General features: G+C 65.8%; 18 protein-coding genes. 7 read left to right on the top strand and 11 right to left on the bottom strand.

Annotated features, from left to right (window positions below):
• Positions 1-208: 208 nt before the first annotated feature.
• Positions 209-1216, top strand: a complete 1008-nt coding sequence (locus ABS767_RS02270; RefSeq protein ID WP_408076741.1) for an alpha/beta hydrolase family protein — start codon at positions 209-211, stop codon at positions 1214-1216.
• A gap of 1220 nt (positions 1217-2436) precedes the next feature.
• On the opposite strand, the gene ABS767_RS02265 is transcribed toward ABS767_RS02270, so the two are convergent.
• Positions 2437-2841 carry an alpha/beta fold hydrolase gene (locus ABS767_RS02265; protein WP_408076740.1) on the bottom strand — a complete coding sequence of 135 codons (405 nt, stop codon included), beginning with the start codon at positions 2839-2841 and terminating at the stop codon, positions 2437-2439.
• Between ABS767_RS02265 and ABS767_RS02260 the strand changes: the two genes are divergently transcribed.
• Both ABS767_RS02260 and ABS767_RS02255 read left to right on the top strand, forming a co-directional pair.
• Positions 2841-3089, top strand: a complete 249-nt coding sequence (locus tag ABS767_RS02260; protein WP_408076739.1) for a sensor histidine kinase — start codon at positions 2841-2843, stop codon at positions 3087-3089. The two genes, ABS767_RS02265 and ABS767_RS02260, sit on opposite strands and share 1 nt — an antisense overlap.
• The gene (locus tag ABS767_RS02255; RefSeq protein WP_408076738.1) at positions 3086-3442 is read left to right on the top strand and encodes a response regulator transcription factor; all 357 of its coding nucleotides are present in this window, start codon (positions 3086-3088) and stop codon (positions 3440-3442) included. Before ABS767_RS02260 ends, ABS767_RS02255 begins: the two co-directional genes overlap by 4 nt.
• Positions 3443-3814: 372 nt before the next feature.
• Here ABS767_RS02255 and ABS767_RS02250 read toward each other — a convergent pair whose 3' ends face one another.
• From ABS767_RS02250 to ABS767_RS02240, 3 genes are all read right to left on the bottom strand, one after another.
• Complete coding sequence (locus tag ABS767_RS02250; protein WP_408076737.1) at positions 3815-4153, bottom strand: hypothetical protein; 339 nt, start codon at positions 4151-4153, stop codon at positions 3815-3817.
• 97 nt (positions 4154-4250) lie between these two features.
• Positions 4251-4871, bottom strand: a complete 621-nt coding sequence (gene fixJ / locus ABS767_RS02245) for a response regulator FixJ (protein WP_408076736.1) — start codon at positions 4869-4871, stop codon at positions 4251-4253.
• Positions 4868-6370, bottom strand: coding sequence for a PAS domain-containing sensor histidine kinase (locus ABS767_RS02240; protein WP_408076735.1), 1503 nt, complete (start codon positions 6368-6370; stop codon positions 4868-4870). Before ABS767_RS02240 ends, fixJ begins: the two co-directional genes overlap by 4 nt.
• Positions 6371-6493: 123 nt before the next feature.
• Between ABS767_RS02240 and ABS767_RS02235 the strand changes: the two genes are divergently transcribed.
• Positions 6494-7147 carry an OmpW/AlkL family protein gene (locus tag ABS767_RS02235; protein ID WP_408076734.1) on the top strand — a complete coding sequence of 218 codons (654 nt, stop codon included), beginning with the start codon at positions 6494-6496 and terminating at the stop codon, positions 7145-7147.
• A gap of 62 nt (positions 7148-7209) precedes the next feature.
• Here ABS767_RS02235 and ABS767_RS02230 read toward each other — a convergent pair whose 3' ends face one another.
• The 6 genes from ABS767_RS02230 to ABS767_RS02205 all read right to left on the bottom strand — a co-directional run bounded on the left by ABS767_RS02230 (position 7210) and on the right by ABS767_RS02205 (position 13008).
• Positions 7210-7875 carry an NAD(P)H-dependent oxidoreductase gene (locus tag ABS767_RS02230; protein WP_408076733.1) on the bottom strand — a complete coding sequence of 222 codons (666 nt, stop codon included), beginning with the start codon at positions 7873-7875 and terminating at the stop codon, positions 7210-7212.
• Between the two features lie 13 nt (positions 7876-7888).
• Positions 7889-8689: a universal stress protein gene (locus ABS767_RS02225; RefSeq protein ID WP_408076732.1), complete on the bottom strand. Its 801-nt coding sequence runs from the start codon at positions 8687-8689 to the stop codon at positions 7889-7891.
• 80 nt (positions 8690-8769) lie between these two features.
• Entirely contained in the window at positions 8770-10116 is a 1347-nt protein-coding gene (gene hemN, locus ABS767_RS02220) for an oxygen-independent coproporphyrinogen III oxidase (protein ID WP_408076731.1), read from the bottom strand.
• A 5-nt stretch (positions 10117-10121) separates the two neighbouring features.
• Positions 10122-10238 carry a cytochrome bd-I oxidase subunit CydX gene (gene cydX, locus ABS767_RS02215; RefSeq protein WP_082737786.1) on the bottom strand — a complete coding sequence of 39 codons (117 nt, stop codon included), beginning with the start codon at positions 10236-10238 and terminating at the stop codon, positions 10122-10124.
• Positions 10239-10253: 15 nt separating this feature from the next.
• Positions 10254-11402 carry a cytochrome d ubiquinol oxidase subunit II gene (gene cydB / locus ABS767_RS02210; RefSeq protein WP_408076730.1) on the bottom strand — a complete coding sequence of 383 codons (1149 nt, stop codon included), beginning with the start codon at positions 11400-11402 and terminating at the stop codon, positions 10254-10256.
• A 25-nt stretch (positions 11403-11427) separates the two neighbouring features.
• Positions 11428-13008, bottom strand: coding sequence for a cytochrome ubiquinol oxidase subunit I (locus tag ABS767_RS02205; RefSeq protein ID WP_408078636.1), 1581 nt, complete (start codon positions 13006-13008; stop codon positions 11428-11430).
• Between the two features lie 123 nt (positions 13009-13131).
• Here ABS767_RS02205 and ABS767_RS02200 point away from each other — a divergent pair, with 123 nt between their 5' ends.
• Both ABS767_RS02200 and ABS767_RS02195 read left to right on the top strand, forming a co-directional pair.
• Positions 13132-14667 (top strand): ATP-binding cassette domain-containing protein, encoded by a 1536-nt coding sequence (locus tag ABS767_RS02200; protein ID WP_408076729.1) that lies wholly within the window; start codon positions 13132-13134, stop codon positions 14665-14667.
• Positions 14664-16247 carry an ATP-binding cassette domain-containing protein gene (locus ABS767_RS02195; protein ID WP_408076728.1) on the top strand — a complete coding sequence of 528 codons (1584 nt, stop codon included), beginning with the start codon at positions 14664-14666 and terminating at the stop codon, positions 16245-16247. Before ABS767_RS02200 ends, ABS767_RS02195 begins: the two co-directional genes overlap by 4 nt.
• Before the next feature lie 165 nt (positions 16248-16412).
• Here ABS767_RS02195 and ABS767_RS02190 read toward each other — a convergent pair whose 3' ends face one another.
• Entirely contained in the window at positions 16413-17120 is a 708-nt protein-coding gene (locus tag ABS767_RS02190; protein ID WP_408076727.1) for a type 1 glutamine amidotransferase domain-containing protein, read from the bottom strand.
• Between the two features lie 105 nt (positions 17121-17225).
• Here ABS767_RS02190 and ABS767_RS02185 point away from each other — a divergent pair, with 105 nt between their 5' ends.
• Positions 17226-19886: a LuxR C-terminal-related transcriptional regulator gene (locus tag ABS767_RS02185; RefSeq protein WP_408076726.1), complete on the top strand. Its 2661-nt coding sequence runs from the start codon at positions 17226-17228 to the stop codon at positions 19884-19886.
• Positions 19887-19894 lie beyond the last annotated feature (8 nt).

Raw genomic sequence — 19894 nt, 5'->3', positions numbered from 1 at the left:
CGTGCTGCGAAGGCTCTGCTCCCCGGAATACCTGTGTTTGCTCACGCTTGGCAGAGCTCATCGAGCCAGCGCCCAGACTGGTCGCATCCTGCTCCGGCCGATTCCGCGAGCGCTGCATACAGCCATTTTATCGCAGCTTACGCGAACCGATAATTGATGATCGCGCTTTTTTGTGTATTACTGCACTGCTACACCTGGGAGTGGCAACATGTCGATTGAGTGGACGCATGCCGTCGCTATTGCTGGACTGATCATGGTCCCTGCGAGCCAAGCCCAAAGCGAACCGACGGCGATGGTGCGGCCTGCCCGCATTGTCGAAACGGCAGTAAAGCTCGGGCAGGGGCAGTGGGCGGTGGATGGGGTCTTGACGGTTCCGCCCGGGCGGGCGCGACGGCCCGCGATCGTGCTAGTACACGGCTCAGGGCCGGGGACGATGGACATGAATGTGGGGGGCAGCACGATCTTCCGCGACCTCGCCTGGGGCTTCGCTGCGCGCGGCATCGCTGTCATCCGCTACAATAAGCGCCCAACGCAGCACGCCGCCGCTTTCAAAGCGCTGGGACGCAAGCCGACGCTCGAGGAGGAATATTTGGAGGAGGCCGCGAGCGCGGTCGCCGTCCTGCGGCGCACACCCGGCGTCGATCCTAAGCGCATATACATTCTCGGCAATAGCATGGGGGCAACGCTCGCGGCATTGATTGCGAACCGTACCCATGTCGCAGGAATGGTAGCGATGGCTGGCTCGCCGCGCCCCATAGGCGATATCCTGATCGAGCAGGCTACTTACGGCCTGAGCATCGCTAAGGACGAGAAGGAGCGCAAACGCGCGGAGGAGGTGATAGCCAACGGCAAGCGGCTCAACGCGATCACCCCTGAAAGCGATCCAGATGAGATTATTCACGGGTCGCCGGTCAAAGTCTGGCGCGAGTTGATGGCGGTGAAACCGGTCGAGCAGGTCCGTGCGCTGTCGGCCCGCCATGGCCGCGCTTTGATCCTTCACGGCGACCGCGACTATCTGATCACCGAGGCAGACTGGCAGGCTTGGCAGCCCGTCGCCGTTCTTCCCGGCGTAAGGATGCACCGCTTCCCCAAGCTAAACCACATCATGCAGGAAGGCGAAGGCAAGATGACATTCGAAGAATATCGCTGGACCCGGCCGGCTTCGATCGAATTCATCGACTATGTCGCCGCATGGGTTGGGGCTAAGGCGGACTAAGTGTTGTGTGACTGCCTTTGGTAGCTTGCAGGGCGCCATTCATCTCGCGATGAAAGGCGGCACCGTCCTCTGTCCACCGATAGCGGGCATTCAATCGATAGGCGTCGTTCGAATGCGGACCGTCCGCTTGTGGGTTCCTCGATTGACACTGGAACGGCGGCGATTGAGGCGCAAAGCGGCCACTCGGTGTCAGCGCGATCCATTACATCTCTGACCCGATGTGGGGAAAAGTGTGGGGCAGACGTAGTCTGCCTGTAGGAAATCACAACGATTACAAAGCGTTGCCTGGAAATTTGAGGTGCCTCCGTCATTTTCGGACCTGCCAAGCGATCAAGCCGCATCATTTGATAGGCGATGGCGACGAGGCGGCTATCGCCCGGTAATTGGGGTGGATGCGGGTACTCCCGGATGAGGAGCGGTACACGAGACGGTCGCGCAGAACCGCAACATGCGACTCACGGCACTCTGAACCTGTGAACGGTCCTTCAATCGGCAGCGGTTTGAGGCCTGAAAAGGGACCGAATTTAGAGTGGGCCACGAAGGGGCCACGGATTCTGTGGTGAGCTGAAACCCCAGCTTTTCTGCGCCTTACAGAGGCAGATGTGCGTCCTGTAAGCGCACCACCATTTTCCCAAGGCAGGTTCGAAACTTGCTCGCGGACCTGCGTTCGGCTGGAGGGTGTTTGGTCGTACCTGGACGTTCTTTGCCGGGAATTTGGAGCGGCCAACGCTATATTTCCTTTAAAGGCCAGTGGCGGGCTCGCGTGGGTGGGAATCAATTCATAAGGCTACAAGGACAGCTTCACGCTGGCTTTTGGTAACGTCATACCCCTCGCACTCCAACCAGGATGAACATTTGTCACCGAGGCTTCATCCCTGATTTGCTACGATCTTGCTCCGCACATTCCCTAGTGTCCGCAATGGATCCGTCGCTGACTGGCAGGAGGTCGCGACTTTTGCGGGGAAGCTGCCTTTCAGGTGCCGACCCCATTGCGGACGTTCCGCTCCGGCGTAACGGTATCCAGGCGCCGCCGCCTTGGATGCGCTCGACTAACTTGAAGCCGATATATTCGTCGCGCCCATATGGGTGCCGCTTCTCGCTGCTGGCGTTTGCGCGATAATAGACGTTCCGATTGCGGCAGACTTCCTGCAATCGGGCAAGGCAGCAGGACGGCGGCGGATTGCCCCGCCGCCGCACCAGCTTCGAGCGAGCGCCAAACGTCAGTCGCGCTTGGCCGAGACCTGCCCGGCCACGGTGTCGATCACGTCGGCGAGCGCCTTGGGCTGGGTCATGAACACCCCGTGGCTCGCCTTCACTTCGATGCGCGTCGCCCCGATCCGCTTGGCCATCTTGGGCGGCATGCCGATCTGGAACGCCCGGTCGTCGGTGGCGATGACTGCCCAGCTTGGCTTGGTGCGCCACGCCGCATGCCGTAGCGTGGTGCCGAACGCAGCCATCGCGATCGGAACCTGTGAATCGCGCATGTACGCGGCGTCGGCATCACGGGTGTCCGCGGCGAAGCCCGCCTTGAACGTGTTGGGCTTCACATAAGCATAGCCGTCAGGACCGATGTCGAGCACGAACTCGGGCGGGCTCGTGAACCCCTCATATTGTTGCGCTGGCAATGGCGCTCCGCGAGGCGGTGACCAATGTAATCCGTCATGCCGGCGCGACCCGATGCACGATCCGCTTCGCCCATGACATTGGGCAAATCTATCTCGATATTGCCGACGACGGTCAGGGCGGGCATTTCCGTGAGGGTGCAGGAATCGCCGGCATGCGCGCGCGCATGACAGCTGCGGGCGGTGCATTCGTCATCTCGGCAAGCCCGGCCGGAACCACGGTCCTTGCCACCGTGCCCGCAAGCGCATGATCCGTATCGTCATCGCCGAGGATCAGGCACTGGTGCTGGGCGCGATCGCATCGCTGCTCGCGCTCGAGCCTGACATCGAGGTTGTGGGCCGAGCCGATAATGGGGCGGCGGCGCTGGCGATGGTGCGCGAACTGGCACCCGATGCCGCCTTCGCGCCAGCCGATCCGTTGACCGAGCGCGAGCGCGCGGTGCTGCGACTGGCCGACGAAGGGCGGTCGAACAAGGAGATCGGGCGGTCGCTTTCGCTATCAGCGGGCACGGTTCGGAACTATCTATCCGAGGCGGCAGGTAAACTCGGCGCAACGAACCGGATCGAGGCTAGCCGGCTGGCCCGCGAACGCCGGTGGCTATGAACTGGCCGGTCTTAGGTATCCGCCAGATCCCATCAATGGCTACTTTTGAGAACGACCTCTGGCCATTTTCATGGGCGAGACTGGGGCGCTTTGCTGACTGGCGACTCCTGTCACAAAAGGCTTTTCAGACCGTGGGCCGCTAGCAGCCCGTCCGATTTCCCATTACCGGGACAAAAGCCGCTATGCAGAAAAATCAGCCAATTCCGGTCTTGCCAAATGTCATTGGCCAGCCAGGTATTAATTGCAAGCCCCAAATCCTGCTCTCTGAGAGCGACGTTCTCGCAACGCATGAGAAACGGTCAGGTAGGTTTTTTAAAACATAGGAGATGATCCCTTCGGCCATAGCGTATGACCATTGGCCCCGAAGAGAATCTACGACTTGAAGAGCTGGCTCAAGTTCTGGGTGGTTGCGGGGTGGCTCAGGAAGTAAACATCGCAGTCCAGCATTGCGAGCCGCTGCGAAGCGTCGGCCTGTTCACCCGCGATGACCGCAGCCTTTCCCAGCCATCCCGTTTTTCGAAGCTCGCACAGCACGGCGAGCGCCGCGACATCGTGCCACCCGTTCAGGACAAGCCATCTTGCATGGGTGGCGCGTTGATCCCGCGCCAAGGCATCCGCACTGCTGTGTGCGCGCACGTCGTAACCCATCCCCTTGATCAGCAGATGCAATTCCCGGCGCGAAGCGTCGTGAGCATCGAGCAGCGCGATCACGATACCGCGCCTGTTGTCTGCCGAACCAAGGGACTCGAGGGAGCTCATCCGCCGGACGATGGCGCGTCCCGCAGGCGCGCGCTCTCCGGAACTTCCCTTAGTCCTTCGCGTGCAGCCCTGCTGCGAATGCGATGCGAAGCGCCTCGGACAGGCTGCGTACTTCCAGCTTGGTCATCACATTGGCCCGATGCACCTCGACCGTGCGCGGCGAAATGCCGAGGTCGTAGGCGATCGTCTTGTTGGGATGCCCGGCGACCAGTCCGCGCAGCACGTCGCGCTCGCGGGGGGTAAGCGCGGCGACACGCACCTGCGCCTCCTGGCCCTCCACCTCGGCATCGCCCGATCGCGCCAGCCGTTCGAAGCCGCGTTCCAGTGCGGCTAGCAACGCCGACTTCTCGAACGGCTTTTCGAGGAAGTCGACCGCGCCTTGCTTCATCGCCGTCACGGCGGTCGCGACGTCGCCATGCCCCGTCAGCACGATCACCGGCAGCGCCACACCGCGCGCATTCAGCTCGCGCTGTACCTCCAGTCCGTCGATCTCGGGCATCCTGATGTCGAGCAGGATACAACCGGGGTCGGGATGCCGCGCCTCCTTCAGGAACACGACGCCCGAGGGATAGGCACGGACCTCGAAGCCCGACGTCTTGAGCAGGAAGCTCGCCGAGCGACGCACCGACTCCTCGTCGTCGATCAGGTGGATCAGCCGCTTGTCACTCATTCATGCGTCTCCGCGCTCGGTATCGTAAACCACAGGATCGTGCCGCCGCCGGGGCGCGGATCGGCGTCGATCCGCCCGCCATGGCTTTCGACGATGGTCCGGCAGATCGACAGGCCTAAGCCCAGGCCCGCCGCCTTGCTGGTATTGAACGCGTCGAACAGGCGCGGGCGGATCGCGGGATCGATCCCCGGCCCGGTGTCGGCGATCGCGACCCGGATCATGCCATCGGGCTGCAGCCGCGTCGTGACGGTCACGTCGCGCACCGGCATGTGTTCCAGCGCCTCGACCGCATTGCGGACCAGGTTGACCAGCACCTGCTGTATCTGGATGCGGTCGACCAGCGCGCAGCTCGCCTCGGGGTCGAGTTGCACGAAGCCGCGCACGCCCCGCTCACGCGCGCCGGTCATCGCAAGGCGCATCGCCTCCTCGACCATCTGGGGCAGCAGCTCGACGCGCTTCTCCACCTCGCCGCGTGCGACGAATTCGCGCAGCCGCCGGACGATGTTCCCCGCCCGCAGCGCTTCCGCCGCGGATTCCTGCACGGCTTCTTCGAGCATCTCGGGATCGGGATCGCCCGCCGCGATCAGGTCCCGCGCCGCTTCCATATAATTGGCGATCGCTGTGAGTGGCTGGTTCAGCTCATGCGCCAGCGTCGACGCCATCGTCCCCATCGCGCTGACGCGGGAAACGTGGATCAGCTCGGACTGGAGTTCCTTCATCTGCAGCTCGGCGCGCTGCTGTTCGGTGAGGTCGCGGATGAAGCCGGTGAAGATGCGGTGCCCGGCACTTCGCGCCTCTCCCACCGCCAGCTCCATCGGAAACTCGCTGCCGTCGCGTCGCTTACCGACGACGATGCGGCCGATGCCGATGATCCGCCGCTCGCCAGTCCGGCGGTAATTGTCGATATAGTCGTCGTGCCGCACGCGGTCGCGATCAGGCATCAGCATGCCGACGTTGCGACCGACCACTTCGCTCTCGCCATAGCCGAACAGGCGTTCGGCCGCCGCACTGAACGACAGGATCTGGCCGCGCTCGTCGATCACGATCATCGCATCGGGCACGGTGGCGAGGATCGAGCTGAGATGCAGCTCGCTCCGCGCGATCGCCGCCTCCGCGGCCTTGCGGTCGGTAATATCCTCGATCGTCGCGCCAAAGCCCAGCAAGCTACCGTCGTCGTCGCGCAGCGCGATCAGGCGCGCATCGGCCGCGAACTCGGTCGCGTCGCGCCGCCGCCGCCACCCCTCTTCGGCATGGCGGCCATGTTGCAGCGCGTGCGCCAGATCCCGGGCGGGCTTGCCCGCAGCGGTATCGCTCTCGGGATAGATGATGGCCAACGGCTGCCCGATCGCCGCATCGGGGCCATGCCCTAGAAGGATCTCCGCGCCCGGGTTCCAGCTGCGAATGATTCCGTCGGGATCGAGCATGAACTGTGCCCGGTCGAGGTCGGCGGCGATGAAGCGCGCGGCCAGTTTCTCAAGCATGTCGCCGCCCAAATCCATGTCCCCGCACATATCCGGGCATCCGGATCATTCCCATCGTGGAATCTACCAATGCCCGGCGCGCGCGCAAAGTCCGATGCCGCCGCCGCGCACTGACGCGCAGATATCCTCGGGGGAAGTCCCATGAAGTCCAGCCTTGTCCTCATCGGCGTCGCGGCGTCCGCGATCGCCGCCCAGCCTGCCTTTGCCAAGGAGGGGGATGTCCTGATCCGCGCCCGCGCGATCCTGGTCGCGCCGACCGAGAGCTCGGGTCCGGTCGAGCCGGCGTTTCCGGCCAGCGCGGTCGGCGTCAGCGACAGCGTGATGCCGGAGGTCGATTTCACCTATATGCTCACCGACAGGATCGGCGCGGAGCTGATCCTGGCGACCACCAAGCATGACGCGCAGGGCCGCGGAGCGCTGTCGGGCTTCGACGAACTTGCGAGCACCTGGGTGCTGCCGCCGACGCTGACTTTGCAATATCACCTCGCGCCGGAGGGCAAGGTGCGCCCCTATGTCGGCGCGGGGATCAACTACACGATCTTCTACTCGACCAAGGCCAGCCCTGCGCTTGAAACCGCTATCGGCGCGACGACGGTGAAGATGGACGACAGCTTCGGCTACGCGCTGCAGGCGGGTGTCGATATCGACCTGACCGAGAAGGTCTTCCTCAATCTCGACGTCAAATATATCGATATCGACACGACCGCGCGGCTGAACACCGGCGGCGCGATCAACAGCGCGCGGGTCAGCATCGACCCGATCGTCGCCGGTGTGGGGATCGGCTTCCGCTTCTAATGCGAAAAGAGGGGGGCGACCGTCCGGGCCGCCACCCTCTTTCACCCCAGGGCCTGTTCAGTTCAGAAATCGGGCTGGCGCAGCAGCCGGGGTGGAAGGTCGCCGTATCGCAACACCGTGGCGCGCTCGCGCGCGGTCTGGCGCACAACCTCAAGATGCTCCTCGACGAAACGCGGATCGAGCCCGGGCACGATCGAGTCGAAATGAACATGGTGGCAGTCGGCAAGTCCGAAGGCGCGGGTGAGATAGGTGTCGAACGCCTGCTTGAGCGCAAGCCACTGGCCCCGCTCCTCGAGCCAGGGACGCGACGCGGCGGACGTCGAGAAGATGGTGAGCCGTTTCCCCTGAAGCGCAGCACTCGGCAGGTCGGCCTTGAGCTCCTCCGGCGAGAAGTCGGCGCCGAGCACCCGATCGACATAGCCTTTGACGATAGCGGGCGGCATGCCGAACCAGATCGGGTAGATCAGCACGAGCATCTCCGCTGCGTCGACCTGCGCGAGGCTGGAGGCGACGTCGGGGCGGGGCTTGAACCCCGGCACCGGCAGCTCGTCGCGGCGCAACAGCGGGTCGAAGTTGCGCGCGTAGAGGTCGTCCAGCTCGGTGACCTGGTGCAGCTTCCCAACCTCCTCGCGATAGGTGCGGGCAATGGCGTGGTTGAAGCTGTCGAGGCCGGGATGACCCAGCACGACAAGATGGCGGATCGTGGCGGGATCGCGTGGCGTGGTCATCGGCCTGGCTCCGTCAATGGGACAGGAAGAGCGGGCAATGGCTCTCTTCCAGCAAGGTGCGCGTGACCCCGCCGAACAGCGATTCGCGTAGCCGCGAATGGCCGTAGCCGCCCATGACGATCAGCGACGCGTCGACGCCGCGGGCCTGCACGATCAGGTTGCTCGCCACCGTGTCCGCATCGTTGGTGATCACCGTGATCTCAGGCTTGATGCCGTGCCGCGACAGATAGCTGGCAGCCAGTTCGGGCGGGCGATTGATCGATCCGCGCGCGACGCTCACGACATGCGTTTCGGGATGGAGGGCGAGCAACGGGATCGCCGCGCGCAGCGCCGCTTCGGCGGCATCCGAGCCATCCCACGCCACCATCGCCGCGTGCCGGTCGGCCACGCCGCGGCTGTCGGATGGCACCGCCAGCACCGGGCGATGGAGCGCGACCAATGCCGCCGTCAGATGGCCCATCTCGCGTCCCGGAAACGAATCGAACTGCGTATTGAGGACGATCAGGTCTGCGAGCGCGGTATGTTGGCTGAGGCAATAGCCGACATCGCCCGCGCACCGATCTGCGCTCCATGCGACATCCTCGCCGCCCAGCCGCTCGAGCATGTCGGCCAAATTCTCCTCCTGGCGCGCCAGTTCTTCGGCGACCAGCCCGGCAGAGAATGCGCCGAGCATCGGATCCTCGGCGACCGGGACCAGCGCGGTCACCTCAACCGCGATCAGATGCCCGTTCAGGGCTCGCGTCACGTCGAGCGCGGCCTGCACCCGCGCCTCCTGTCCTTCATCAGGGTGGATCAGAACCGCAACATTCTTCATGTCTCGCCTCCGTCTGAAGATCGGTAGCGAGTCTAGGGGGGCAGAAGTGCTGACTGTATCGGGAGCTATACGTAGCCGGGTCAAACAGCCTTGCTGAACTGCCCGCCGCTCGATGCGCGGAATCGGTCGAACGTCGCCGCGGCGAGCCGGAGATAGGGTGCGCCGATGGCAGTCGCCGTGATCCGCCAGCCGTCACGTTCGATCAGGCCGGCCTCGGCGAGCTGCGAAAGGCCCTGCGGGTCGTGGCAGAGGGCGTCTGCGGTGCTGCCATGTTTGTGCGCGACGGCCGCAGCATCAACCGTGCCGTCGCACAGCAGCCGTTCGATCACGGCACCTGCCGCAGCATCGAGGCCGCTCCGTGCGACCCCGCGCATGCCGGCGAGCGCGCCGTTCAATGCGGCCATGCGATAGCGGCCGACATGCTTCTCGTTCTGGACGATCAGCCCGTCGAACTGGCTGATCGCCGAGGCGCCCAGTCCGACCAGCGTCGTGGCAGGATCGTCGGTGAAACCCTGGAAGTTGCGCCGCAGCGTTCCGGCCCGCGCCGCGACCGCGAGGCTGTCGTGCGGGCGGGCGAAGTGATCGAACCCGACTGCCTCATATCCCGCCTCGACCCATAGGTCGTGCGCCAGCGCGCGCTGCCAAAAGCGCGCCGCCGGGTGCGGCAGCGCCGCCCCGTCGATCATCCGCTGGCGTGGCAGCAGCGCGGGCATATGGGCATAGCCGAACATCGCGACCCGATCGGGCATCAGCCGGCGCGCCGCTGCAATGGTCGCCGCGATGTCGTCCATCGACTGGCCCGGCAGGCCGTACATGAGGTCGAGGTTGATCCGGCCGATCCCCGCCGCCCGCGCCGCGGCGATCGCGCCCGCAACCTGCGCAAGTGGCTGGATGCGGCCGATCGCCGCCTGTACGTGCGGTGCAAAGGTCTGTGCACCGACGCTGAGCCGACCGATGCCGGCGGCTGCGAATGCCTCGGCATGTGCAGGGCCGAAATGGCGCGGATCGATCTCCGCTGCCCATTCGGCGTCGGCAGCGATGTCGAACCGGTTGCGCAGAACCGAGTTCAGCTCCGCGAAGGCCGCGGGCGACAATGCGTTGGGACTGCCCCCGCCGAAATGCACCGATGTCACGCGTCCGCGCATGCGTGCCGACACGGTCGCGATTTCTGCCGCGATCGCCGCGCCGTACGCGTCGAGCCGCCGTGGCCGCCCCACCGCCCCCGTATTGCACCCGCAATACCAGCAGATCTGATGGCAATAGGGGATGTGGACGTACAGCGAGACCGGCGTGCCGGGCGCGACTGCATCGATCGCCGCCCCCTGCGCTTCAGCCCCGACCGCGTCGGTGAACTCGGCGGCGGTGGGGTAGCTGGTGTAGCGCGGAACTGCACGCTCGGCGAAGTCGCGGAGATAGCGGTGGAGCATGGCGATCAGCCCTCGACCGTGCGGTCTTCCGACGGCGGCGAATGGAATTCGTGCCAGATGCCGTTGAGCACCGCGACTGCGACGGCAAGAGTGACGCCGAGGATCCAGGCGAAATACCACATGGTTGGATGCTCCTGTCAGTAATAGTCGGGGTTGGTGCGGACCTGTTCGGTGGTCACGCGGCCGAACAGCACGCGATAGACCCACGCCGTGTAGGCAAGCACGATCGGCAGGAAGACGACCGTCACCAGCAGCATGATGAACAGCGTCGTGTGGCTGGAAGAGGCGTTCCATACTGTCAGACTGGAAGCAGGATCGATCGAGCTCGGCAGGATGAACGGGAACATCGACAGCCCAACCGTGCCGATGATGCCGATATTGGCGAGCGAGGAGCCCGCGAACACCAGCGCGTCGCGGCGCGCGCGAATCCCCGCCAGCGCCACCAGTGGGCCGAGCAGGCCGATCAGCGGCGCGGCGATCATCCACGGATAGGCGGCGTAGTTGTCAAGCCAGGCGCCCGGCGCGGCGACCGCCGCCACCAGCCGTGGGTTCGATGGCCCGCCCGCCTCGACGACGCTGTCGAGTCGGAAGCCCATGCCTCCCCAGGCGACGAGCAGTCCGGCAGCGACGAACAGGACGACTGCCAGCAGCGCCGCCACCTGGCCGAGCGCGCGCGCGCGGTCGAGCACCGGCCCATGTTCGGCCTTGAGCGACAACCAGCCCGCGCCGTGCAGCACGAGCATCGCAACCGAAAGCAGGCCGGTCAGCAGCGTAAAGGGGGTGAACAGGCCGAGCAGCGACCCTTCGTAGAAGGAGCGCAGGTCGCCATCGAGGCGGAAGGGCGCGCCCGCAAGGACATTGCCCACCGCGACGCCGAAGACCAGCGCGGGTACGAATCCGCCGACGAACAATGCCCAATCCCAGCGCGCGCGCCATGCCGGGTCGGGCCGCTTCGAGCGATATTTGAACCCCACCGGCCGCAGGATCAGCGCGGCGAGCACCAGGAACATCGCGAGGTAGAAGCCCGAAAAGCTCACCGCGTAGACGAACGGCCAGGCCGCGAAGATCGCCCCGCCGCCCAGGATGAACCATACCTGGTTGCCTTCCCAGGTCGCGCCTACGGTGTTGATCACCATGCGGCGCTCCTCGTCGGTCTTGGCGACCCATGGGAGAAGGGACGCGACGCCGAGGTCGAACCCGTCGGTCAGCGCGAAGCCGATCAGCAGCACGCCCATCAGCAGCCACCAGATGACGCGAAGCGTATCGTAATCGAGTGGAAGGGTCATTGTGTGTCTCCTTGCCCCGTCCGGCTCATTCGGCCGCGACGGTCTGGAAGGGATTGGGCGCGCCGGCGGGGGTGGCGTCGTCCGACAGGTGCGTTTCGCTCTCCGGCCCGTGCTTGATCGCCGCGAGCATCAGCCGCACCTCGATCACGGCGAGGATGCCGTAGATCACGGTGAAGCCGATGATGGTCGTCCACAGCTGCGCCACGGTCAGGCTGGAGGACGCGAGGAAGGTCGGCAGCACGCCCTCGACCGCCCAGGGCTGGCGCCCGATCTCCGCGATCAGCCAGCCGAACTGGATCGCGATCCAGGGCAGCGGGATGATCCAGACCGCAGTGCGCAGAAACCATTTGCGGTCGAACTTGCGGCTGTTGGCGAAGTAGAGCGCACCGGCGAAGAACGCGATGAAGAAGAAGCCGAGCCCGGCCATTCCACGAAACAGCCAGAACAGCACCGGCACATTGGGCACGGTCGACCATGCTGCCTTGTCGATCGCCGCGGCGTCCGCCTGACGCGGATCGGCGACATAGCGCTTCAGCAGCATCGCATAGCCCAGGTCCGCCTTGTTGCGCTCGAACGTCTCGCGCGCCGCGACGTTGGTGCGGTCGGTCTTCAGCGTCTCGACCGCGTCATAGGCGTCGATGCCGCGGATGATCCGTCCCTTTGCCTCCTGGACGAGCGGCGTGATCCCGGCGACTTCGCCGGTCAGGCTACGGGTCGAAATCAGGCCGAGGACATAAGGGATCTTGACCTCATACCGGGTCTCGCGCCCTTCGTTCGACGGCACGCCGAAGACGGACAGTCCCGCAGGGGCCCGCTCGGTGTGCCAGGCACCCTCGATCGCAGCCAGCTTCATCCGCTGGTTGTCGGTCAGCGCATAGCCGCTCTCGTCGCCCAGCACGACGACCGACAGCGAGGACGCGAGGCCGAATGCCGCCGCGACCGCGAAGCTGCGCTTGGCGAATTCGAGGTGGCGGCCCTTGAGCAGGTACCAGGACGCGATGCCGAGTACGAAGACCGAGGCGAGGACATAGCCCGCGCTCACCGTATGGACGAATTTCGCCTGCGCGACGGGGTTGAATACGACCGCCATGAAATCGACGATCTCCATCCGCATCGTTTCGGGGTTGAAGGCGGAACCTGTCGGGAATTGCATCCAGCCATTGGCGATCAAAATCCACACCGCCGACAGGTTGGTGCCGAGCGCGACCATGAAGGTGGTCAATAGGTGCTGACGCTTGGACAGTTTGTCCCAGCCGAACACCATCAGCCCGACGAACGTCGCCTCGAGGAAGAAGGCCATCAGCCCCTCGATCGCGAGCGGTGCGCCGAAGATGTCGCCGACATAATGGGAATAATAGGCCCAGTTGGTACCGAACTGGAACTCCATCGTGATGCCCGTCGCGACGCCGAGCACGAAGTTGATCCCGAACAGCTTGCCCCAGAAGCGGGTGATCTCCCGCCAGATCGGACGGTCGGTGATCACATAGACCGTCTCCATAATGACGAGCATGAAGGAAAGGCCGAGCGTCAGCGGCACGAACAGAAAATGGTACATCGCTGTGAGCGCGAACTGGAGCCGCGACAGCTCGACGACCGCCATGTCAATCATTGTGTCTCCCCCGAGATGAGGTGCCTTAAGCGAGCAGGCTGGTAGGAGACGCGCCGCGTCCGCGACATCGGGAATAATACGCACTAGTCTTCGCGCGGAATATGACGGAACGCGCTGGACATGAGGACGCGTGAACGTTCCGGCGGCTGGTGGCTCGTCGACATTGCCGGGGCGGGATTGTTCGCCTGGGGGCTGGCCGCCGCGATCGGCGGGCTGGTCGACGGGACCGGCCTCGCGTCCCATGCCGTGGTGACGATGCTCGCGGGCGGAGCGGTTCGGGGGGGGTCGGTCTGGGCGGCGCAGGCGCGCGCAGCGGCGGGCGCACAGCGCAAGGTTGCGCCGCTACGCGTCGCACTCCATCGCCGCCTGCTCGCCGGCGCGCTCCCCCGCGCCGTCCCGATCGGCGAGAGCGCCGCGATCGCGATCGATCATGCCGACCGGATCGAGGCGCACGCCGCGCGATTTCTGCCCGTCCGCCTCGCCGCGACCGCAGGGCCGCTGCTCGTCGCGATCCTTGTTGCGTTCGCCAGCCCTGTCGCTGCGGCGATTCTGGTCGCGACGCTGGTCCCGTTCGTGCTGGGCATGATCCTCGCCGGCACGATGGCGCGCCGTGCGGCCGACGCCCAGTTGCGCGCGCTTGAGCAACTGTCGGAGCTCTTCGTCGAGCGGCTGCGCGCGCTTGCGATCATCCGCCATTTCGGCGCGGGCGACCGGATCACCCGCCAGGTCGGCGCCGCCACTGCCGCAACGGCGCAGCGCACGCTGTCAGTGCTGCGCGTCGCGTTTCTGTCGAGCGCGATCCTCGAATTCTTCGCCGCGCTCTCGGTCGCGCTGGTCGCGGTCTATTGCGGCTTCGCGCTGCTCGGGATCCTGCCCTTCCCGGTGCCCGAGACGCTGACCTTTCGCGAGGCGCTGTTCGCGCTCGCAATGGCACCCGAATTCTACCTGCCGATGCGACGGCTGGCCGCCGCCTATCACGAGAAACAGCTGGGCGAGGCCGCGCATGCAGTGATCGACCCGCTGCTCGCAGACCCGCCGCCCGCGGTCGCGCCGCCGCCTTATGCCGGACTGACCGCCGAAGCGTTGGAAATCGCATGGCCCGGCGCGCGGATCGGTCCGGTCTCGTTCGCGCTCGGCCGCACCGGCATGGTCGCGCTGACCGGACCGACGGGCAGCGGCAAGACCAGCCTGCTCGCCGCCTGCGCTGGGCAGGTTGCGACGGCGGGCGGCAGCGTCGTGGCGATCGACCCCGCCGATATCGCCTGGGCGGCGCAGCGCCCGCTGATCCTGCCCGGATCGCTGCGCGACAATCTGACGCTCGCCCGGCCGGACGCCGGGGATGCCGAAGTCGTCGAGGTCTGCCACCGCGTGGGCCTCGACCGCCTGCTGGTCACCCGCGCGGAGGGGCTGGACCTCGCGCTCGATCATCACGGGTCGGGGCTGTCGGGCGGCGAGCGGCGGCGGCTGGCGCTCGCGCGTGCGCTGCTGTCGAGCCGCCCGCTGCTGTTGTGCGACGAGCCCACCGCCGATCTCGATGCGGCGAGCGCAGCGCACATTACGGCGCTCTTGCGCGACATCGCACGGACCCATGCGGTGCTGGTCGCAACGCATGATCAGGCGCTTGCGGCGGTCGCCGACCGGGTCGTGGCGCTGTGAGCCGCGCGTCCGACATCGCCGCGCGGCTCGGCATAGGGCGACGCGCCGGGCTGGGCCTGCCGATGCTGCTCGCCGCGATCGCCGCCTCGTCCGCGGTCGCGCTGCTTGCCGTGTCGGGCTGGTTCCTCACCGGCGCCGCCATCGCAGGGACGACGGGCGCCGCCGCAGTTGCCGCGTTCAACTATCTCCTCCCCAGCGCCGCGATTCGCGCGCTCGCGATCGCCCGCACCGCGGCGCGCTATGGTGAGCGGCTGACGAGCCACGGTGCGGCGCTGCATGCGATGGCGGCCTTGCGAGCGCGGTTGTTCGGGGTGCTCGCTGCCGCCGATACGCGCACCGCGCCGGACCTGTCGGGCGGCGAGGCGAGCGCACGGCTGATCGACGATATCGAGGCGCTGGAGGATCTGGTCGTGCGCCGATCGGCGCTACCCGGCGCGCTGATCGGCGGCGCGGTGGCGGCGGGATTCATCGCGCTCGCCGGCTGGGTCGCCGCGCTCGCTTTCGTTCTGCTCGCCGCGATCGGCTTGATCGCCGCGACCGGTATCGCGCGTCGTCTGACCCGCGCCCCCGCGCGTGCCGCCGCGGTGGCGCGTGGTGCGCTGCGCGACCGCTATGTCGAGCTCGCCGCCGCGCGTCCCGAGATTATCGCCTATGGTCTATCCAACCGGGTCGAGGCCGCGCTGGCCCCCCGGCTCGCCGCACTCGATGCGGCACGGCTCGCGCTTGCGCGGGCGGAGGCACGGGTGAATGGCGGCATCGCTGCGTGGAACGTCTTCGTCGCCGTGGCGGTGACCCTTCTCGCCGCCGCCGGGCCGGCGCTGACTGCGCTGGCCGCGCTTGCCGCCTATGCGGGCGGCGAGGCGATGGGCGCGAGCGTCCGCAGCGCGCTCCGCCATGCCGCCCTGCGCGAGGGCCTCGAGCGACTGGACGCGCTCGCCGCGATCACCCCGCCGCGGGATGCCCAAGGCACCGGCGCGCCCGCGCGTCTGCGGATCGGCGCGCTCGACCTCGGTCCCGGCGCACGGCTCGCGATCACCGGGGCGTCGGGCAGTGGCAAGACTTCACTGATCGAGTCGCTGGCCGGGTTGCGCCGCACCAGCCTTTCGCTTGAGGTCGACGGCTCGGCGCTCGACCGGCTCCCCGCCCTTGCGCTTGCGCGCCAGTTTGCGCTCGCACCGCAATCGCCGCAGCTGATCGCGGGGACGATCGGCGACAACCTGCGGCTGGCGCGTCCCGGAGTCGATGCAGACGCGATGTGGGGCGCACTCGACATCGCCTGCCTAGCGGAGCGTGTACGCGCGATGCCGCAAGGCCTGGACACGCCGATTGGCGAGGGTGGTGGCACGCTGTCGGGCGGCGAGCAGAAGCGACTGTCGCTCGCCCGCGCGCTGCTGGCCGGACGTCCCTGGTTCCTGGCCGACGAACCGACCGAGGGGCTGGATTCAGCGACCGAGGACCAACTGCTTACCCGCCTCGACACGTGGCTGACCCGCACCGGCACCGGGCTGATACTGGTTTCGCACCGACCTGCACCGCATGGCCTTTGCGAACTCTCGGTACAGTGCCCGCTCGAGACCTGACGAACTCGAAAACGGGTATGGCGCGGTGCTGCTGCTTGGACGTTTATTGATCACCCGACCTCACGCTTAGTTCACTCTGTGCTTGTTCGGGCGCCGGTCGGATTGAGAACGAGGTCGCACAGCCACAGCCTCTCGTGTTCGCAAGCAATTCAGCGGGTCCCGAGCTTAGCTCGCGCTGAGAGCGGCGTTTTCGTTCAAGAGCCTCAACAGCGCTTGAGCCAGCGGCCCGGCGCTTGCGGGATTTTGACCCGTTATCAGCATTCCGTCTTCGACCAGATGCGGCTCGAATGCGGGCGCCCGGCTGTAGCGCGCGCCCTGCTCGACCAGGGCGGTCTCCGCAAGCAGCGGCACGAGCTTGTCATATTCCAGCATCGCTTCCTCTTCATTACTGAAGCAGGTCACCGCCTTGCCGGCCACGAGGGGAACGCCGTCGCCCGTCACTGCGGTCATCAGCCCGACAACTCCATGACAGATCGCCGCGATCGGTTTTTGATGTGCGGCCAGTTCGCTGACGAGAGCGCCTAGCGCGCCGCAATGGGGGAAATCCCAGAGCGTGCCGGTGCCGCCGACGAGGAAGATCGCACTCAGACGCGCAGGGTCGACCTGCGTCAAATCCAACGGCTTCTCAAGTTTTGCGACGACATCCTTTTGGCTGAGAAACCAATGGCCGGCGGGCAGGAGCCACGGCTCTTCCAGGCTCGCCGGATCGAGTGGAGCGGGTTTTCCGCCTGGGGTACCGAAGAGAATGTCGTGGCCGGCTCCTGTGAGCAGCTGGTACGGTTTGGCGAGCTCTTCGAGCCATACGCCGGTCTTGGCGCCCGTGTCGCCCAGGTCGCCCTGCCCGGTCATCGCGAATAGGATTGTCTTGCTCATGCACTGCCTCATTGATTTGTCCTGAAGCCTGGGCATTGCGGCAACATCGAACAATCCACCGATTAGGTGGATGGGCGCGCGCGCGGTTTGTGGCATGATTGCAGGATGCTGATCGGCACAAAATTGGCTCCGCCTAACAGGTCGATCGACCTGCTGTGCCGCGAGGCTCTGATCGCACAGATCATCGGGTCGCAGCGGCAACTGACGGTCCTGTCCGCGCCCGCCGGATACGGCAAGACCACGCTGCTGAGCCAATGTCATGCGCGCTGGCTGCAGGAGGACGTGGCCGTCGCATGGTATAGTGTGGATGACGGCAAGTTCGAAGCCGATCAGTTCTTCGCCTATTTGATGGCGGCGCTGCATCGCGCGGGACTGCCGCTGCCCTATTCCCGCGAGGCAATCGATGCTGGCTTGCCGGGCTTGGCGACCGAGGCGGCTGCTCGGGCAATCGTGCTTGCGCTCGAAGCGAGCGAAGAACCGGTGCGGTTGATCATCGACGATTATCACCGGATCGCATCGCCGGCGACCAACCGCTTTCTCGACTACGTCATCGAGCGCATGCCGGCACATGCTACCATTATCGTGGCGCTGCGTGGCCTTCCGGAGATCGCGCTGTCGCATTTGCGGGTCAGCGGCCAGTTGTTGCAGCTCGACCAGAACGACATTCGCTTTTCGGAAAGCGAAGCGCGCGCACTCGTCGGTGTGGAATCCGCGAAGGTCGATTTGGGAGAGTTGATCGACCGTACCGAGGGGTGGCCTGCAGCGCTGCAGTTACTGCGGCTGTGGTTGGAGGGCCGCACCCATGTCGAAACCCTTGATCACCTCACCCGCCGCTCCAGCGACCTGGCGGACTATCTGGCCGAACAGGTGTTTTCGGGTCTCTCGGCCAATGCGCAGCAATTCCTGCTCGAAACCTCGATCGCACAGCGGATCTGCCGGGAGCTGGGGGACGCGATCACGGGGAGGGGGGACAGCGCCGCGATGCTGGAGCAAATGCGGCGGCAGAACTTTTTGATCGCGCCGCTGGACGAAGATGGCGTCTGGTATCGCTTCCATCCGCTGCTGCGCGAATTTCTTTACGACACCTTGTCGCAAGGCTGCTCGGCGCGCGTCGACGCACTACACCTGCGCGCAGCAGCGTGGCTGGCTGGCGAAAACCTCCTCCCAGAGGCGCTGGCGCACTCGGCGCTGGTATCCGATCGCACGACCTCGCTCGCGATCATCGAGGCGGCGGGCGGCTGGCGGATCGCGATCCGCGGCGGTCTGACGCTGCTGCGCCACCTTGATGAGATCGATTCGGCTGCGGTCGCCGATTTTCCGCGCGTCGCTCTGGGGCAGGCCTATTACGCCGCGCAAACCGGGCGATTGACTGAGGCACGCGCGATGCTCGACACGTTGTTGACGGCGCGCCCGATCACCGAGGTCGAGCAAACAGATCCCGGCCTTGCATGCGAGATGCTATGCAACGATCTGGTCACACGCATCTATGAGGATCGGCGGTTTCCGCCCGAAGCCTCGGCAATCCTTGCGCGGCAGTTGGCTCGGGAGGGGCACGACCAGTCGATGCGCGTACTGTTGCATCACTTGTCGGCGCTGGCCAGTTTCGACGGCGGCGATGATGTGTGGTGTCGCGTTCATGGCGAGAAGGCGGGGCGGCTCGCGAAAACCCATCACTTGCCGCTGGTCGAGGTCTATTCCCATCAGTATCTCGGCCTGTCGCACATGCGAACCGGGCGGCGCCGCGAGGCGGAATTGTGCTTCAGACGAAGCCTGGAATTGGCCACGCGCCATTTCGGTGAAGGAAGTCCGCAAGTCGCCGTGGCGCTCGCGCTTCTGGCATATACCCTTTACCTTTCCGGCGATCTTTCGACCGCCACGGACCTGCTGGAAGCCGCGCTTCCGGTGATCGAGGAGACGGAGGGCTGGCACGAGGTGTTCGTCGCCGCTTACGCCACACAGGCATGGCCCGCATTGCGGATTGGTGACCAGGCGCGCGCCGAGCAGATCCTCGACCGCGGCCGCAGGACGGCGGCACGACGCAATCTGCCGCGCCTTCGTTATCAGCTTGATCTGATGCACGTTCGCATGTTGTTGAGCGCGGAGAAGGCGGAGGACGCTGCGCGCATGCTCGATGCACTTGGCGCGCCAAACGGCCCCATGGTTGAACGCGATCCGCGCCTGCCGTGTGATCATCGCATTGCGCTTGCTGCTTGCGCGCTTCAACTTGGCGACGACACCGCCGCGGGCCTGGCCGAACTAGAGGCAATCGCCCCTGACACTGCGTCGATCGGCCTGGAGATCGAGATCGGCATCCTGCGCGCTACGACCGCCGCGGCGAACGGGCGTCCGCTCGAAGCGGCGCGAGAATTTCGCACCGCGCTGGAAGCGGCTGAGCGCGAGGGATTGATCGGACTTGTCTCGCAATTCGGCGCGTTGTTGCCGCCTCTTCTGCAGGCATGCGAGATCGCTTTGCACGTGTTCGGACCGGCTCAACGCAGCGTTGTCGCCCGACTTCGGCAAAATAGCCCGACGGCGCGGCGCAGCGCGACCTCCATTCCGCCCGCGGCGAGCGATGTCGTCGTCACGCCACGAGAGATCGATGTGTTGCGCGCGCTGGCTGACGGCCTGTCGAGCAAGGAGATGGCCCGCAGCCTGGGCGTCGCGGAAAGCACGATCAAGACCCACCGCATCAACATTTATCGCAAGCTCGACGTCACCACACGCTCCCGTGCGATCGCTGCCGCGCGAAACATGCGGCTGATTTAGCGGCGGCT

This window comes from Sphingomonas plantiphila (assembly GCF_046000505.1).
Taxonomy (GTDB): domain Bacteria; phylum Pseudomonadota; class Alphaproteobacteria; order Sphingomonadales; family Sphingomonadaceae; genus Sphingomonas; species Sphingomonas plantiphila.
This window is presented reverse-complemented; position numbering and strand designations above follow the sequence as displayed.